Genomic DNA, 16,990 nt, shown 5'->3' with positions numbered 1-16,990 from the left:
GCCCCGTCCTTAAGCTGTGGACGAGGCCGGGCAAGCCTGCGTCAGTATTTCACCCGTAGGGTCAGACCGTAGAAGCGCGGCTGGCCGGGGAAGTAGTAGTAATTGTTCAGCGCCGCGTCGGAACCAGGCTGCGGAGCGCTGAAGGTCTGGACCACGCCATCGAAGATCGCCTGGCTGTAGTGGGTGTTGAAGATGTTGGTCGCCCAGGCCTCCAGCGACCAGTGGCCATTTTCCGAGCCGATGGCCAGGCGGCCGTTGAACAGCGCGTAGGCTGGCTGGGTCTTGACCGGATCGTGGTCGGAGCCGGTGTTGTACGCCGACTGGAACTTGCCATTGAAGTTGATCGTCGCCTTCAGGCCGTTCATCACCGGGTGGCTGTAGGTGACGCCGCCGACCACCGACCACACCGGCGCGAAGCTGGGGTGCGAGCCTGGCAGGCGGAACAGGGGCGTCGTCTGGAAGAAGGGCGAGCCGGGGATGTTGTTGCCGAGCGCGGCCTGGTTGGCGGCGCTCTTGCTGTAGACGGTGTTGGCGTAGGTGGCCCCGAAATTGAGGGTCAGATCGTCGGTGGCCCGCCAGTAGTCCTCGGTCTCGATGCCTTCGGACAGCGCGTCAGGAATGGTGCTCTCGACGAACTGGGTGCCGGTGAAGGCGTTCAGCTGGAAGTTCTGGTACTTCTGGTAGAAGGCCGCGGCGGTCAGCAACAGCCGGCGGCCGAGGAGTTCCGATTTCGCCCCGACCTCGAAGGCGTTGACGTATTCGGCCGGGAAGAAGGTGTCGGGATCGGGGGCCAGCGAGGCGTTGGGATTGTTGCCCACCGCCGTGGTCACTTCGGCCAGATTGTAGCCGGCCACGAGACTGCCTCTGGAGTAGGAAGCGTAAGCCATCGTCTCATTGGTGAAATGATAGGTCAGCTTGGCGGTGCCGGTGACGTCGTTTTCGGTGAACGACTGGTGGGTGTTGAGACCAAAGAAGGCCGGATTATCCAGGCAGGGGATGCCGAGGACGGCCTTGGTCAGCGGCAGGCCGAGGCCGGCGGCGATGGCGGTGAAATGGGCGCAGGTGCCGGCGGTGTCGGTGTTGTTGTAGTTGCTGAGCAGTGACTTGTGCTCGCTGGTGAAGCGGATGCCGCCGGTGAAGATCAGCTTGTCGGTGATCTTGAAGTCGTCCTGGGTGTAGACCGACAGGCTGTGCTCGGCCTGGTGATAGGCGTCGCGGGCGCCCACGCCGGCCGGGAAGGCGCCGCCGGGCGGGTTGTAGGTCCCGGTCGCCAGCGGTCCTGCGCCTGAGGTCAGGACGGCGAGATATTCGTTGATGTCGGTCCCGAAGCTCAACGGGGCGAAGACGTCGAGATCCTCGTGGCTGTAGAAGGCGCCGACTTGCCAGGCGATGCGCCCGGTGTCGCCATTGAGCCTGATCTCCTCGGAGAACTGCTTGAATTCCTGGACGTTGTCGGGAACCGTATTGATCAGATCGGCCTGGGTGTAGTCGCTGTCGGTGATGCCCTTGTCGCGCCAGTCGCGCAGGGCGGTGATCGAGGTCAGGTGAGCGCCGCCGAGCCAGGGCGTTTTCCAGTCCATTTGCGCCGAGATGCCTTCGTCGCGGATGTGCTCCTGGGGTCCGACATTGATCGAGGCGGTGACATTGCTGCGGGTGATCGGATTGAGGATCGATCCCGGGAAGAAGGTGTTCTGCAGGGTGGCCGGAAAGCCGTTCTGGAAGTCGACCGCGACGCAGCAGTGGTCGTCGCGCCGGGTGTAGTCGCCGATGATGTTGAGCTTGAAATCGTCGGTGGGCGCGATCAGCAGCTGCCCGCGCAGCGTGTACATGTGCTCGTCGTCCTGCGCCGGAATGGTGCTTCCCGGCGGCTGGGCGACGGGCAGGTAGCCGTCGCGCTGGTGGGTGGCGAAGTAGAGCCGTCCGGCGACGACATCGCCGATGATCGGCCCGGTGACGCCGGTATCGAACCCCCAGCCATTGTAGTTCTGGACTTCCCCGTCGGCGAAGGCGCCGAAGGTGAACGACGGCCGCTGGGTGTTGATCTGGACCACGCCGGCGACAGTGTTCTTGCCGAACAGCGTGCCCTGTGGCCCTTTCAGGATCTCGACGTCGGAGAGCTCGCCAAGGTCGTTGTAGCTGACCCCGTTGCGCGGCCGATAGACGCCGTCGATGTAGACCCCAACCGCGTCTTCCAGACCGGCGTTGTCGGCCACGCTGCCGATGCCGCGGATGCGCACCGTGGTGGTGGACTCGCCGGCGTTGGTGGTGGCGTTGAAGCCCGGCGTCAGCAGGGTGATGTCCTTGATGCTGCGGGCGCCGAGATTTTCGAGCTGCTGGGCGTTGATCACCGAGACCGCCACCGGCACGTCCTGCAGGCGCTGCTCTCGCTTCTGGGCGGTGACGATCACCTCCGAGACGGCGACCGGGCCCGCCGCGGCGGCGTTGGCCGCCAGCGCCGCAGGCGCGCTCATGCACAGTGAAACAGCCGCGGCCGAGGCGCCGCACAGCAGCTTGGCGTTCATAGTTCGACTCCCCGTTGACCTAGACGCGCTCTTCAACGGCGGCCTAAGGTTCGCGACCAATGCTGGGGCCGAACTTCCCCATGGTCAAGGCTGAGAGTGCGCCGCCTCCAAATCGATGGCCTGGCGATGCTGGCAAGCCACAATCTGCGCGGCGGTCTGCGCGTCCGTCCAGCCGAGCAACGGGGCCATGGCCAGCGCCGCCGGCTGCAGCGAGGCGATCCCGCCGTCGGCATCGAACCAGGCCCGCGCGCCGCGCCTGACCCAATAGTCCTCGAGGGTGAGCGCCCCCTCGCTCAGCACCGCCCGCTCCGCTTCCATCGCCGGACCGCCGGCGACCAATGGCGCCGCCGCCCCGTAGAGACCGACCAGACGCTCGGCCGCCAGAGCCTCGAGGCCAAGCCCGGCGAGCTGCGCGCCCACCGTTCGCGTCGGCGTCTCGCCGCCCGGCAGCGGCTCACTGGCGGTGCGGCAGCGGCTGGGCTTGCGGCCGAGTTCAGTTTCGACCCGATCGACCACCCGTTGGGCCATGCGCCGGTAGGCGGTGAGCTTGCCGCCGGCGATCGACAGCATGCCGCCAGGGCCCTGCCAGATCTCGTCCCGGCGTGAGGTTTCCGAGGCGCCCTTGCCGGGCTCGGCCACCAGCGGCCTCGCCCCCGCCCAGGCGGCGGTGATCTGGCGGGCGTGGAGCGGGCGCCCCGCAAGGGCGGCGTTGGTCGCGCTCAGCAGGTAGTCGATGTCCTCCCGTCCGATCGCCGGCCAGGTCTCGGCCCCGTCGTGGAAGGCGTCGGTGGTGCCGATGTAGGTCACCGCCCCCTTGGGGACGATGAAGATGCTGCGCCGGTTACCCGCCGGCACGATCAAGGTCCTGGTCACCGGGGCCAGGGCGCGCGGAAAGACGATGTGGATGCCGCGGGAGAGGGCCAGTTTCGGAGCCGCCGCCGCGGACTCGAGCGCGCGGATGGCGTCCACCCACGGCCCGGCGGCGTTGACGAACACCTTGGCGGCGATCCGCGTCCGCCGTCCCGGCTCGTCGGCGTCGGCGATGTCGGCGCTGGCCAGCGGTTCTCCGGTCAGCCGCTCGGCGCTGGCGTAGTTGACGATGACGGCGCCGTGTTCGGCGGCGCTCTGCAGATTGGCCAGGGTGAGGCGCGCGTCGTTGGTCAGAAATTCGGGATAGACCACCGCGCCGGCCTGACCCGCGGCGGCAAGCGCCGGCTCGCGCTCGGCCAGTTCGGCCGTCGACCACACCTGGTGCGCGTGGTCCTTGGCGACCCCACCCAGTTTCTCGAAGGTCCATAACCCCGCGCGTAGCTTGGCGATCGCCGCGGCCGAGCGGGCGGGAATGACGAACGGTGTCTCCACCGCCAAGTGCGGGGCGATGGCCTGGACGATCTTGCGCTCGCTGGCCGCCTCGCGCACCAGCGCCAGGTCGCCCTGGGCCAGATAGCGCAGGCCGCCGTGAATCATCTTCGAGGATCGGCTGGAGGTGCCGCTGGCGAAATCGCCGGCTTCGACAAGGGCGACGGAAAGGCCGCGCAGGGCCGCGTCGCGGGCGATTCCCCCCCCAGTGATGCCGCCGCCGATGATCGCGACATCGAAGGTCTTCGCCCCCAGGGCGTCGAACAGGGCGGCGCGGTCGCGCATGTCGAGGCTGGCCATTCCCCTAGCGGCCGGTGAAATTGGCCGGCCGGCGTCGACCCGATAGCGGATGTGATCGGCGCTCATGACTGCCCCAGCCGCCAGCCGGCTTCCGTGGCCATATGGGCGAAGAAGTCGGGTTCGTAGGCATGCTCGGGATCGGCCCGCACCAGGGTGTCGATGACCTCGGCGTCGTGGCCGACCAGAATCCGCCAGCGATCGGTCCTCACCCCGTCGAGAATGACGGTGGCGGCCCGCGCCGCGGTGGTCGGGGCCTCGTCGCGAAAACGCCTGGCCTGCTCGGCGGCCATGGCGTTGATCTCGGCGTCGGAGACGGTGTCGATCTCCATGCCCATCGCTCTCAGGCGCGCGCGGGTGAGCGCGATCTGGCGTGGCGAAAGGCTGTCGGACGCATCGCCGGTCAGCACCTTGCGGGAGTTGCTGACGATCTCGGTGCCGATGTGGCCGGGCATGACCACCGAGCACTTCACGTGCGGGGCGTTGACCGCCAGATCGGTCATCAAGGCTTCGCTGAAGCCCTTCACGGCGAACTTGGCGGCCACATAGGCGGTGTGGGGAATGCCGGGGCCGAGGGAGCCCCAGAAGCCATTGACGCTGCTGGTGTTGACGATGTGCGCCTCGCTCGCCGCCACGAGCATGGGCAGGAACACCCGGGTGCAGGCGTAAACCCCGCCCCAGCAGACGTTGAACGTCCGCTCCCATTCGGCGCGCTCGCCGGCGACGAAGCTGCCGCCGCCGCCGATGCCGGCGTTGTTGAACAGCAGGTGGATCCTGTCGGTGTCAAACGCGCGGGCGATCTCGTCGCGGAAGCGGCCGACCTGGGCTTCGTCGCCGACGTCGGCGACGAAGCCCGCCACCTTGGTTCCCTGGGGCGCGTCGGCCGCGCACAGAGCCTTGGTGGCGGCCATGGTGTCAGCCGAGACATCGCACATGGCGACGTTGCACCCCTCGGCGGTCAGCTGCCGGGCCAACTCGCGCCCCATGCCGGTCCCGCCGCCGGTGATCACCGCGATCTTGCCGTTGAAATCCTTCATCGCGTTCTCCGCTTTCCGATGCCGACCACCGTTTAGGACAAATTGGCCACAGAGCGAGGCCCGATTGGGGCTTTGCGCCAAGCGGCGCCTTGACGATCGCCGGCGCAGGCGCGAGATCAGCACATCAAGGCTAAATGCCCGGGGGAATACCATCATGAAGACCGCGCTCATGTCGCGTTTCGTGGGTGTCGCGCCCGCGGGCGTCGCGATGCTGCTTGCCTCCACCTGCCTGACCGCCGGCGCTGCCCGCGCCGCCGAGGCGAGCACCGACACTGTCGGCCCCACCGCGGTGGGCGAGGTCATCGTCACCGCCACCAAGCGCGCCGAGAATATCCAGAAGGTGCCGATGAGCATCACCGCCATCGACGCCAGGCGGCTGAGCGAACTCAACGTGACCAACTTCCAGGACTATGTGAAGTTCGTGCCGACGATCCAGTACGAGACCTTCGCCCCCAGCGTCACCACCATCTACATGCGCGGCGTGGCCGACGGCGGCAACGGCAACCACTCGGGCCCGCTGCCCAGCGTCGGCGCCTATCTCGACGAGCTGCCGATCACCACCATCGGCGGCACCATCGACGTCCACGTTTATGACCTGGCTCGTGTGGAAGTGTTGCCGGGACCGCAAGGCACGCTCTATGGCGCCAGCTCCGAATCCGGCACCCTCCGCCTGATCACCAACACGCCCGACACCTCGCACCTCTATGGCGCCCTCAACGCTGAGGGGAACTGGGTCGATCACGGCTCGGAGGGTTATGTCGTCGAGGGCTTCGTCAACGTACCGGTGACCGACCACATCGCCGTGCGCCTGGTGGCGTTCGACGAGCGCGATGCCGGCTTCATCGATAACGTGCTGGGCGAGCGGGCGTTCGTCGAAGTATCGCACGGAGTGCCCGGACCGGTGGACGGCATCATCAACAACGCCGGTCGGGTGAAGAGCAACTTCAATCCGGTCGAGACCTACGGCGGTCGGCTCGCGGTCAAATTCGACCTCGGCGACAACTGGACGATCACCCCACAGGTCATCGCCCAGGATATGCGGGCCGACGGCATTTTCGGCTTCAACCCGGCGATCGGCGATCTGAAGGTCAATCGCTTCCAGCCCGACAGCGACCACGACCGCTGGGTGCAGGCGGGCCTGACCATAAACGGCAAGATCGGCAAGTACGACCTGACCTACGCCGGCGGCTACTTCAAGCGCTGGATCAATTCCAATTCGGACTACACCGACTACTCGGTCGCCTATGATCAGGCCTCCGGCTACGGATCCTACTGGACGGACGCCAACGGCGTTCCGCTGTCGAACCCGGCGCAGTTCATCGTCGGCCGGGACCGGTTCGAAAAGGGCAGTAACGAACTGCGGCTTGCTTCGCCTGCTACTGACCGGTTCCGCTTTCTTGTCGGCCTGTTCCAGGAACGCCAGACCCACTGGATCATCCAGGACTATCTGATCCAGGGCCTCGGCCCGCAAATCTCCGTCCCGGGCTGGCCCCACACCTGGTGGCTGACCGACCAGGACCGGGTCGACAGCGACAGGGCGGTGTTCGGCGAAGTGTCGTTTGACGTCACGCCCAGGCTGACCATCACCGCCGGCGCCCGCTATTATGGCTTTACCAATTCGCTCTATGGCTTCTTCGGATTCAACGATCCGGCCTTCAGCTCGACCGGCACCTCCCACTGCATCGCCGGCCTGCAGTTTCGCGATGCGCCGTGCGTCGACTTGAACGGCGTCCTGAAAGGGACCGGCGAGACGCACAAGGTCAACGCCACCTACCACCTCGACGACACCAAGCTGGTCTATTTCACCTATTCGACCGGCTACCGGCCGGGCGGATTCAACCGCAACTCCCAGTTCGGCGCCTACAATACCGACAACCTGTCCAACTACGAGATCGGCTGGAAAACGAGCTGGTTCGACCGCTCCCTGGTCTGGAACGGCGCCGCCTATTACGAGGACTGGAGCAACTTCCAGTTCGCCTATCTAGGCACCAACAGCCTTACCGTCGTGGTCAATGCGCCGTCGGCCCGGATTCTCGGCGTCGAGTCCAACGTCGAATGGCGCGCGACCGAGCACCTGACCCTGGCGGCCGCCATGGCCTACAACGACGCCGTGCTGGCCCAGGACTTCTGCACCGACGCCCACGGCACGGTGGCGGCCTGCGAGGGCAATTTCCTTAGGGCGCCGAAGGGTCAGCAACTGCCCTACACGCCGAAATTCAACGGCAATTTCACCGCCCGCTACACTTTCCCGTTCATGGGTTGGAACGCCCACGCCCAGGTGGCGGTGGCCTATCAGTCGTCACGGCTTCCGGCGGTGTTTTCGGTGGCGTCGGACGCCTTCGCCAGCGATGTCGCCAACCTCGGCAAGATGCCCGGCTATGCGACCGTCGACTTCTCGATCGGCGCCGAACACGACAAGAGCTCGGTCGAGCTGTTCGTGAAGAACGCCTTCGACGAGCGCGGCCAGATCAACCGCTATACGCCGTGCACGACCTCGATCTGCGCGCCCGGCTATCCGGCCGGCGTGGGCTCCGACGGAACGCCTTACCCGGCGACCCCGCCGGCGGTCTATGTGGTGCCCATTCAACCGCTGACCATCGGCATCCGGCTCGGCCAGAAGTTCTGATCCCGACCGCGCCACCGCCCGGCGTGCTATAGCCGCGGCATGAGCGAAGCCAGGACGGCGTCCTTCGACGAGGCGGTGGCGCACGCCCGCAAGATGCTGGACCGGCGGCCGGACCTGGCCGAACAACAGGCGCGCGCCATCCTGGGCCAGGCTCCAGCCGAGCCGCGCACACGCCTGATCCTGGGGGCCGCCCTTCGCCGGCAGGGCCGACCCGACGCAGCGCGCGACACGCTCTCAAGTCTCGCCCGCGAGCAGCCTCGATCGGCTGAGACGCGGCTGGAGCTGGCCATGGCCCTGGCCGCCCTCGGCGAGGACGAAGCGTCGTTTGCGAGCCTGCGTGAAGCGGTGCGGCTGAAGCCCGCCATGCCGGAGGCCTGGCGGCTGATCGCCGAGCATCTGCATCTGCGCGGCGACGCGGCCGGCGCCGACGCCGCCTATGCCCGGTACATCCAGGCCGGGATCGAGGATCCGGCCCTGCGCGCCGCCGCCGAGGCGATGGTGGATGATGCGCTTCCGACGGCCGAACGCCTGCTGCGCGAGCGGCTCAGGACCCACCCCTCGGACGTCGCCGCGATGCGGATGCTGGCCGAGATCGGCACCCGGCTCGGACGCTACGCCGACGCCCAGGGCCTGCTGGAGATGTGCCTGGAGCTGGCCCCCAGCTTCCAGCCGGCGCGGCACAACCTGGCCCTCGTCCTGTTCCGCCAGCAGAAGGCGATGGACGCCCTGCCGCACGTCGAGGCGCTGCGCGCGCTGGACCCGGCCGAACCCAATTGGCGCCTGCTGCATGCCAGCTGTCTCAGTCTGGTGGGCGACTACGCTGGGGCCGTGGCCATCTTCGAGGAGGCGCTGGCCAAGGCGCCGCGCCAGCCGCGCGTCTGGCTCAGCCTCGGCCATGCTCTGCGCACTGAGGGCCGCCGGGCGCAGGCCGTCGCGGCCTACAAGCAAGCCCTCGCCTACGAACCCAGTCTCGGCGATGCCTACTGGAGCCTGGCCAACCTGAAGACCGAGCCGTTCACTGATGAAGAGGTGACTGCGATCGAAACCCAGCTGGCCCTCGACAGGGTGGTCGGCGAAGATCGACTCCACCTCAATTTCGCGCTGGGCAAGGCGCTGGAGGACCGGCGGGACTTCGCCCGATCGTTCGAGAACTATGAGCAAGGCGCGCGGTTGCGGCGCGATTTGACACCTTATGACGGGGACGAATTCGAAGCGCTCGTGGCCCGCTCGAAGGCGATGTTCACCGACCAATTCTTTATGGCGCGCCGAGACTGGGGCTCGGCCTCCGACGCGCCGATCTTCATCGTCGGCCTGCCAAGGTCCGGCTCTACGTTGATCGAACAGATCCTCGCCAGCCATTCTCAAATCGAGGGAACCATGGAGCTGCCGGAGATCGGCGCCATCGCACGGCGCTTCGTCCGCGACGCCATGCGCGGACGCGGCGATCCCTATCCGGAGGTGATCTCCAGCCTGGACCCAGGATCGGTCTCAGCACTCGGCGATGAATTCCTGGAACGGACGAAGGTCCAGCGGAAGCTGGGCGCGGCGTTCTTCATCGACAAGATGCCGAATAATTTCCACCACCTGGGCCTTATCGCGCTGATCCTGCCGAAGGCCAGGGTGATCGACGCGCGGCGTCACCCGATGGCCGCCGGATTCTCGGCCTTCAAGCAGCACTTCGCCCAGGGGCATAACTTCTCGTACGATTTGTCCGATATCGGACGATATTACCGGGGCTATGTCGAGCTGATGGCCCATTTCGACGCTGTGCTGCCCGGACGCGTCCACCGGGTGATTCACGAGGCGCTTGTCGACGATCTCGAAGGCGAGGCGCGCCGGCTCCTGGCCTATCTCCGCCTGCCGTTCGAGCCGGGCTGCCTCGAATTTCACCGCACCGAGCGGGCGGTGCGCACCGCCAGCTCCGAGCAGGTGCGCCGGCCGATCTTCCGCGAAGGCCTGGAGCACTGGCGCAACTTCGAGCCATGGCTGTTTCCGCTGGCCGAGGCGCTCGGCCCGGCGCTTCAGACCTGGCGCGACTGATGGTCTCGCCCCTGAAAACGCCCGAAGGCGCGCCGGTCGATCTCGGCCTGATCGAAGGGTTCTATGGCCGGCCATGGACGTGGGAAGAGCGGGCCGAGACCATCGGTTTCCTGGCCCGCCACGGCTACGGCTTCTACTGGTATGCGCCCAAGGCCGACGCCTTCCTTCGCCGCCGATGGCGCGAGCCGTGGCCGGCCGAGACCGCCGCCGCCGTCAAGGGTCTGGCCGCTCGTTGCGCCGCCAACGGCGTGCGTTTCGGCGTTGGCCTGAGCCCGTTCGAAATCTACCGCGCCTTCGACGATGCCGCCAAGGCCGACCTCGCCAGCAAGCTGGCCGAATTGGACGCGGTCGGCGTCTGGGACCTCGCCATCCTGTTCGACGACATGCGCGGGGACCTTCCGGACCTCGCCGCCTCGCAGATCGAGATCGTGCACTGGGCGGCCGAACATTCGCATGCGCGGCGGATCCTCTTCTGCCCGACCTACTACAGCGACGATCCGGTGCTCGACCGGGCGTTCGGCAATCGGCCAGAAGGATACCTGGAGGCGCTGGGGGTGGGTCTGGATCCGGCGATCGAGGTGTTCTGGACCGGCGAGGAGGTGTGCTCGCGGGCCTACGGCCGCGCCTCCCTGGCGCGGGTGGCCGAGGCCCTGCGTCGCCCGCCGGTGATCTGGGACAACTATCCGGTCAACGACGGGCCGGTGATGGGCCAGTCGCTGCACCTGCGCGCGGTCACCGGCCGGCCAGCGGCGATGGCCAGCGTCACCCGGGCGCACGCGGTCAACCCGGCCTCGCAGACGGTGCTGTCGCGCATTCCCGCGCTCAGCCTGGCGAGGAGCTATCGCCTCGGCGAGGCCTACGACTACGGCGCCGCCTTCGATTCCGCCGCGCTCGAGGTGTTGGGCGCGGACCTGGCCGCGCAGTTGCGCGCCAACCTTTCCCAGTTCCAGGACACCGGCCTCGACCGCCTCGGGGCGGAAACCAAAGCCAAGCTGCGCGAGCGCTATGCGGCGTTCGATCACCCGGGGGCCAGGGAAGTGGTCGCCTGGCTGGACGGCGCCTGGCAGATCAGCCGGGCCGAGATCGAGGCGTCGTGAGCCAGCGGCGCCGTCCGCTGGGCTTCTGGCATCTGAGCCTTTATGCGGTGGCGCTCGGTTTCAGCATCCGCTGGATACCCTATGCCGCCGCGGCGGGTCCGGCCTCGCTCCCGCTGTGGCTGCTGGCCCTGATCGGCTTTCTGGTTCCCTTGGCGGCGGCCACCGCCGAGTTGGTCGGCCGGTTTCCGGGCGAGGGCGGCCTCTACGGCTGGGCGCGCGAAATGCTGGGACCGTTCGCCGGTTTCATCGCCGGCTGGCTCTACTGGACGTGCAATCTGCCGTTCTTTTCCGGCCTGCTGTATTTCATTCTGACCTCGCTGGCGGCGGCTTTCGGGCCGGCGGCGACGCGCGCTATCGCCGATCCGTGGGTGCTGGCGGCGCTGGCCAGCGGCATGGCGGTGCTGGTGGGCCTGTTGCACCTCGCCGGTCTGGGGACCGGCAAGTGGTTGACCAGCTTCGGTTCGATCGCTGTCGGCCTGCTGACCGTGACCCTCCTCGCCCTCGGCCTGATCTTGGCGCTGCGATCCGGACCGGCGAGCGATTTCACCCACGTCAGCTACGCGCCCCCGTTGGACGCCAACGGCGCGGCGCTGTGGGCGATCATGGTGTTCGCCTATGGCGGCCCCGAAGCCCTGGCGTTCCTGCGCGGCGACGTCGACGGCGGCGTGCGCCAGATCCTGCGTGTGCTGGCCGTGGTCGGGGCGGCGGTGTTCATCGCCTACACCGCCGCCTCGCTGGCGATGATGGCCATCGTTCGGCCAGTGGAGGCCTCGCGCCTGGCCGGCCTGCCCGAGGCGTTCGCGGCCGGCTTCGCGCGCCTCGGCCAACCGGGTCTGGCGTTCCTGCCCTCGCTGCTGCTCGGCGTCGCGATGCTGGGCAGCTACAGCGCCTGGTTCGGGGTCGCCGCCCGCCTGCCGTTCGCCATCGGCGTCGATCGCTACTTTCCGCCCGGGTTCGCCCGCCGCAATCCCCGCACCGGAGCGCCGACCATCGCCATCGTGGTCCAGGCGGCGGCGGTGGTGGCCCTGGTGGTGCTTGGCCAGGCGGGGACCAGCGTCAAGGCCGCCTACGACTTCCTGGTGTCGATGAGCGTGATCTCCTACACCCTGCCGTTCGTGTTCCTGTTCCTGAGCTATTTCAGAGTGCGCGGCGCGGCCGAAGCCGGGGTGTGGACCGCGCCGGGCGGGGATCGCGGACGCAGGATACTGGCCCTCGTCGGCCTAGCGGTAACCGCGAGCGCCATCGCCTGCACCCTGGTCCCCAGTCCGGACGCCACCGACAAGGCCTGGGCGGTGGCCAAGCTGGTGATCGCCTCGGTGGTTCTGATCGCGATCGGGGCCCTGATCTACGCGCGCGCGGTCAATAAAGCCCAAGGGCGATCAGCGTACGCGCCGCCAGGACCCACATGAGATCGGTGCGCGTAACCTTGCCGGTCAGGGCGTAGGCGAGCCGGCTGCGCAGCGAGCGCCGCGAGGCGACGAAGGTTTCGGCCAGGGCCCGGTCGGCGGGCTTCAGCGCCTCGCCCCGCAGTCGCAGCAGCTCGGCCGCCTGGGCGCGCACCGGCCAGAAGCGTTTGGGGGCGCGCAGGAACATGCGGGTGAGGCGGACGATCTCTCCCGCCTTGCCAATCGTCTGGCCGATCTGGTTGCCGCCGTGCTGGCGGTAGAGGACGCCGGGCTCGGGGTCGTAGGTCACCCGACCGAGAGCGGAAATGACCAGGGCGCACCACCAGTCGTGCATGATGATCGCGCCGCGGGCGGGAAGCCGCTCGCGGACCAGGCCGGCCGCGGCCGGGTTCATCACCACGGTGACGCCGAAGGCGATGTTCTCGAACAGCAAGGCCTCGAAGCGGGTGTCGTTCTTTATCGGCGCCGGGCCAATCGCTCGCAGGGCGGTGTCGACGCACATCACCCGCGAGCAATAGAGGGCCGCACCCGGGATTTCGGCCAAATGCTGGGCGGCCCTGGCCAGCTTGTCCGGCAGCCAGACATCGTCCTGGTCGCAAAAGGCGTAGGCGTCGAAATCACCCGGAACGGCGGCCAGGAGGGTCAGAAAGCTGGCGGCCGGGCCGAGATTGTCGCCGGTGAGCGGCGCGGCCAGGGCCGGCCAGTGGCGGGCGTAGCCGGCCAGGATGGCGAGGGTGCCGTCACTGGAGCCATCGTCTCTGGCGAACACCTCCAGGCTCACCCCACGCTGGGCGAGAAGACTGTCGAGTTGGGCCGCCAGCCACGCCTCGCCGTTGAAGGTCGAGATCAGAACCGCGATCCTGGGGCTCAACGGCGCGCCCGAAGGTTGGCCAGGCCGTGGGCGGCCCACGCCCTCAGCTCGGGCGAGAGGGCGGCGGTGAGGACCATGGTCGCCAGGCTGGTCAGCGCCAGGGCCACGAACGCCGCCGGCCTGGCCAGGGGCGGTAGGGGAATGAGCCGGCTGGCGGCCAGCAGGGCGGCGACGAAGCCGCCGCGGATCCACAGCGCGGCGTCGAGGCCGGCGCGCTCGGGGCGGCTCAGCCGCCGATCATGGATCACCGGCACCCAGAGGATCAGATAGGCGAGGTTGCCGGCCAGCCAGACCGCCCCGGTCCCGACCGCGCCCCAGGCGAACGCCGCCCACACCGCCAAGGGAATGCCGATCGCCGCCCAGACGCTGGTCCCGATCACGTGCAGGCGCACGCGCCCTTGGGCGTACTGCAACAGGTAGGGCACGAACAGGTAGGAGGCGATGGCCGAGCCGGCGGCGTAGAGGCACAGCGCCGGGGCGAGCTCAGCGGCCAGATCGGCGCGCCCGGTCCAGGCCCAGATCACCCACTCCGGCCGGGCGGCGATGACCCCGGCCAGACCCGCCGCCAGCGCCACGATGATCGCCGCCGCCAGGCGGTAGACGTGGACGAACGCCTCGCCGTGGCCCTGGGCGAGCAGGGTGGTGAGCCGGGGCTGGAAGACCTGGACGAACGGCGGCACGATCATGGCGATGCCGCCGACGATGGAGACGATCAGCCCGAAGACGCCGAACTGTTCGAGGGCCAGGGTGTGCGAAAGGGTCAGCTTGTCGGCCTGATTGATGAGCACGCCCGCCGCCGCGGCCACGGTGAGGCCAAGGGCGAAACGGAACTCGCGGCGCAGCAGGCGCCAGCCGTTCGGCCACGCCCTGGCCCCGGCGTGCCTGGGCAGCACCGCGCTCAGCATCACCCGGCAGGCGAGCGCCTCGGCCAGGGTGAACACCACCTGGACAACGAAGAACGCCACCGGCGAGGCCGATACCGTGACCAGGACGACCAGTCCCCCGCCATAGCGGCCGATGGCCCCGATCAGGGCGACGATATTGGTCCGGTTCTGCCGTTCCAGGCCCACCAGAGCCGATTGATAGAGCGTCGTCAGCCAGCGCAGCACCAAAAGCGCGCCCATCAGGCGCAGGGAGCGATCGAGAACCTCGGGGGCCAGGCTCGATCCGCCCAGCCAGCGCGAGCCGATCCACGGCGCGCCGAAGACGAACACCAGGCCGGCGATCAGCCCGGCGGTGACGAACAGGCTCTCGGCGGCGCGCATCAGGCTGGCGGCTTCCTCGGCGGCCACCGCTCCGGCCCGGTAGCGGGAGAGCTGGCGGGCCAGGGTCGGCGAGACGCCCAGATCCATCAGCGCCATCCACGCCTGCAACACGAGGGAGAAGGTCACCAGCCCATAGCCCTGCGCGCCCAGCAGCTTGAGGAACAGCGGGACGGCGAGGAGGTTGATCAGGGCAATCAGGAAGTGGACGCTGAAGCCGACGCCGAGGGTGCCGCCGATGCCCCGCCGGTGGTCATTTGGCGCCCGCCCCCCGTCCAGGGCCAAGTCGAACTCCAGCAGTTCAGCCAACGGCTTTGAAACGCACGCCGCCTATGCGCGCCTCGCGACCGCCGAGGCTGGCGTCGGCGAGCGTCAGCTCGATGGCGCTGAGCGAGGTGCGCGGCTCATCCCCAGCAACGAAGCGCAGCTCGCCGCGGTCCAGCGGCAGGCGCAAGGCATCGCTCGCGTCGAGCGGCCGATCCAGCAACGCCGAGAAGCGGCTGGCGAGGGCGGCCGGATCGGGCGAAGCGAGAACCGCCGCCTTCAGGCCGGTGACCTCTCCGGAGCCGGTGTCGCGCCAGCTCCGCCCGGCCGGCTGCCAATCGCCATAGGGGTCGAGGTGGTCGCGCACCGTGCGCTGCTGGTCGACCGAGCACAGGATGCCGCCGAAGTCCTTGGGGTGGAAGTGAGCGGCCCGATAGCTTGGCCGGTCTAGGTCGTCGACCACCCGCACGCCCATGGCCGCGATCCGCGCGCGCTCCCGCTCGGCGTCGCCCACCTGGAAGATCAGCATGTAGCCGGCATCGCCATGGCGAGCCAGGAAGCGGGCGGCGGTGACATCGTCGCGCACCGGGGTCAGGACCTCGATGAATTCCCCGCCTACCGGCAGCAGCGCATTGGCGAGGCCATAATGGATAATCGCCGGATCGCGATAGGCGATGCCAAGGCCGAAGGCGGTGTTCAACGCCTTCGCGGTCGATTCCAAGTCGCTCACCGCGAGCGCGATCTGCCTCAGGCGCATGCCGGTCCTTCCGCTGATGGGGCCCAGAGCGCGGTCCGAAAAGTGGGCGCTGGTGTTTCGATAAGAACGCGCTCAACTCTCGAGTCACGAGCACGATTCAACGATCGGGCGGTTCGCTGATCGCATCGGGCTCTAAGCGAGCTTAGGCCGCGCCGGGCGGCGGACAAAGCGGTGGTTCTCGCGCGGTTGTGATTGAGCGTGGCCATGGCCGAGGGCTAGGCTCGGCGGGTGATGGTGAATCGCCGCGTGTTCGTCGCCCTCGCCGGCAGTGCGCTGGCCGGCGCCGCCAAGGGCCAGACGTATCTGGCGCCGAACCCGTTGTCGGCCAGCGAAGGCTATTTCGTCGACTGGCTGAACGGCTTCTTCGCCAAGGCCCTGGCGGCGGGCCTGCCGCACCCCTTGCTGGCCAGGGAGCTCTCCGGGCTGTCGCCCGATCCGCGGGTCAGCGTGCTCGACGCCCGTCAGCCGGAGTTCGCCCGCCCGGTCAGCGCCTATGTCAGCGGCTGCATCAGTCCCCAGCGGGTGGCCACCGGGCGCGCCAAGCGGACCGAGATCGCCGCCTTCCCGGAGATCGAGCGCGCCTGGGGCACGCCGCGCGATGTGCTGATCGCCCTGTGGGCGATGGAGTCGAACTTCGGGACCCATCAGGGGGACATGGACGTCGTCCGCTCCCTGGCCACCCTGGCGCAAGGGCGCCGCCGCGCCTGGGCCGAAGACCAGCTGATCGCCGCCCTGCGCATGATCGCCGGGGGGGCGGTGAGCCGACCGCGCCTTACCGGCTCGTGGGCCGGCGCCATGGGCCAGACTCAGATCCTGCCCAGCGTCTATCTGACCGACGGGGTTACCGCCGGCGGCGGCTCACAGCCGGATATCTGGGGATCGGCCCCCGACGCCCTGGCCACCGCCGCCCATCTGCTGGCCAAGATCGGCTGGCGGCGCGGCGAGGGCTGGGCGGTGGAGGCGATCCTGCCGCCAAGGTTCGATTATGGTCTCAGCGAAGGGCCGCGCGAGCCCTTCTCCTGGTGGTCGGCCAAGGGGGTTCGACTGGCCCCGGGTTCCGCCTGGACGAGCGCCGATGCCGACGCGCCGGCGGTCATGCTGCTGCCGGCAGGGGCCGCCGGACCGGCCATCCTGGCGCTGCCCAACCACTTCGCCATCCGCGGCTACAACAACTCCATCGCCTACGCCCTGGCGGTCGGGCTGCTGGCCGACCGCTTCGCCGGCGGCGCCGGCCTGCGCGCCGCCTGGCCGGTGGAGACGCCGCTCTCGCTCGACCAGCGCATGGCCGCGCAGAGCGCGCTCATCCGCCTGGGATACGATCCCGGTCCGCCCGATGGCATGATCGGCGCCGGCACCCGCCAGGCGCTGCGCGCCTGGCAGAAGCAGCAGGGCCTGCCGGCCGACGGCTATCTCTCGCCGCAGATGCTGGCCAGGCTCAGCGCCGCGACGCGG

General features: G+C 68.6%; 11 protein-coding genes. 5 read left to right on the top strand and 6 right to left on the bottom strand.

Translation table 11 applies throughout. The features are described 5' to 3' along the window. Positions 1 to 41: 41 nt before the first annotated feature. The 3 genes from VIF40_RS08735 to VIF40_RS08725 form a co-directional block, all read right to left on the bottom strand. Entirely contained in the window at positions 42 to 2,522 is a 2,481-nt protein-coding gene (locus tag VIF40_RS08735; RefSeq protein WP_331937135.1) for a TonB-dependent receptor, read from the bottom strand. An 84-nt stretch (positions 2,523 to 2,606) separates the two neighbouring features. Next, positions 2,607 to 4,247, bottom strand: a complete 1,641-nt coding sequence (locus VIF40_RS08730) for a glycerol-3-phosphate dehydrogenase/oxidase (RefSeq protein ID WP_331937134.1) — start codon at positions 4,245 to 4,247, stop codon at positions 2,607 to 2,609. Then, positions 4,244 to 5,215, bottom strand: a complete 972-nt coding sequence (locus VIF40_RS08725) for an SDR family NAD(P)-dependent oxidoreductase (RefSeq protein WP_331937133.1) — start codon at positions 5,213 to 5,215, stop codon at positions 4,244 to 4,246. The genes VIF40_RS08730 and VIF40_RS08725 overlap by 4 nt, the downstream gene beginning before the upstream one ends. A gap of 154 nt (positions 5,216 to 5,369) precedes the next feature. Here VIF40_RS08725 and VIF40_RS08720 point away from each other — a divergent pair, with 154 nt between their 5' ends. The 4 genes from VIF40_RS08720 to VIF40_RS08705 are packed head-to-tail and all read left to right on the top strand — an operon-like array spanning position 5,370 to position 12,387. Then, positions 5,370 to 7,841 carry a TonB-dependent receptor gene (locus tag VIF40_RS08720; protein WP_331937132.1) on the top strand — a complete coding sequence of 824 codons (2,472 nt, stop codon included), beginning with the start codon at positions 5,370 to 5,372 and terminating at the stop codon, positions 7,839 to 7,841. Between the two features lie 39 nt (positions 7,842 to 7,880). Next, positions 7,881 to 9,881: a sulfotransferase gene (locus tag VIF40_RS08715; protein ID WP_331937131.1), complete on the top strand. Its 2,001-nt coding sequence runs from the start codon at positions 7,881 to 7,883 to the stop codon at positions 9,879 to 9,881. After that, entirely contained in the window at positions 9,881 to 10,978 is a 1,098-nt protein-coding gene (locus VIF40_RS08710) for a beta-N-acetylglucosaminidase domain-containing protein (protein ID WP_331937130.1), read from the top strand. Before VIF40_RS08715 ends, VIF40_RS08710 begins: the two co-directional genes overlap by 1 nt. Next, entirely contained in the window at positions 10,975 to 12,387 is a 1,413-nt protein-coding gene (locus VIF40_RS08705; protein WP_331937129.1) for an APC family permease, read from the top strand. The genes VIF40_RS08710 and VIF40_RS08705 overlap by 4 nt, the downstream gene beginning before the upstream one ends. On the opposite strand, the gene VIF40_RS08700 is transcribed toward VIF40_RS08705, so the two are convergent. The 3 genes from VIF40_RS08700 to VIF40_RS08690 are packed head-to-tail and all read right to left on the bottom strand — an operon-like array spanning position 12,338 to position 15,538. Continuing rightward, positions 12,338 to 13,255, bottom strand: coding sequence for a glycosyltransferase family 2 protein (locus VIF40_RS08700; RefSeq protein WP_331937128.1), 918 nt, complete (start codon positions 13,253 to 13,255; stop codon positions 12,338 to 12,340). The genes VIF40_RS08705 and VIF40_RS08700 overlap by 50 nt on opposite strands. Continuing rightward, positions 13,252 to 14,826: a lipopolysaccharide biosynthesis protein gene (locus VIF40_RS08695; protein ID WP_331937127.1), complete on the bottom strand. Its 1,575-nt coding sequence runs from the start codon at positions 14,824 to 14,826 to the stop codon at positions 13,252 to 13,254. Before VIF40_RS08695 ends, VIF40_RS08700 begins: the two co-directional genes overlap by 4 nt. Further along, positions 14,819 to 15,538, bottom strand: a complete 720-nt coding sequence (locus tag VIF40_RS08690; protein ID WP_331937126.1) for a VOC family protein — start codon at positions 15,536 to 15,538, stop codon at positions 14,819 to 14,821. The genes VIF40_RS08695 and VIF40_RS08690 overlap by 8 nt, the downstream gene beginning before the upstream one ends. A gap of 231 nt (positions 15,539 to 15,769) precedes the next feature. Between VIF40_RS08690 and VIF40_RS08685 the strand changes: the two genes are divergently transcribed. Next, the coding region (locus tag VIF40_RS08685) for a peptidoglycan-binding protein (protein WP_331937125.1) at positions 15,770 to 16,990 on the top strand (1,221 nt) is incomplete at its 3' end.

This window comes from Methylosinus sp., assembly GCF_036560965.1.
Lineage (GTDB): Bacteria > Pseudomonadota > Alphaproteobacteria > Rhizobiales > Beijerinckiaceae > Methylosinus.
The sequence above is the reverse complement of the archived record's forward strand: the minus strand, read 5'-3'. Positions and strand labels throughout refer to the sequence as shown.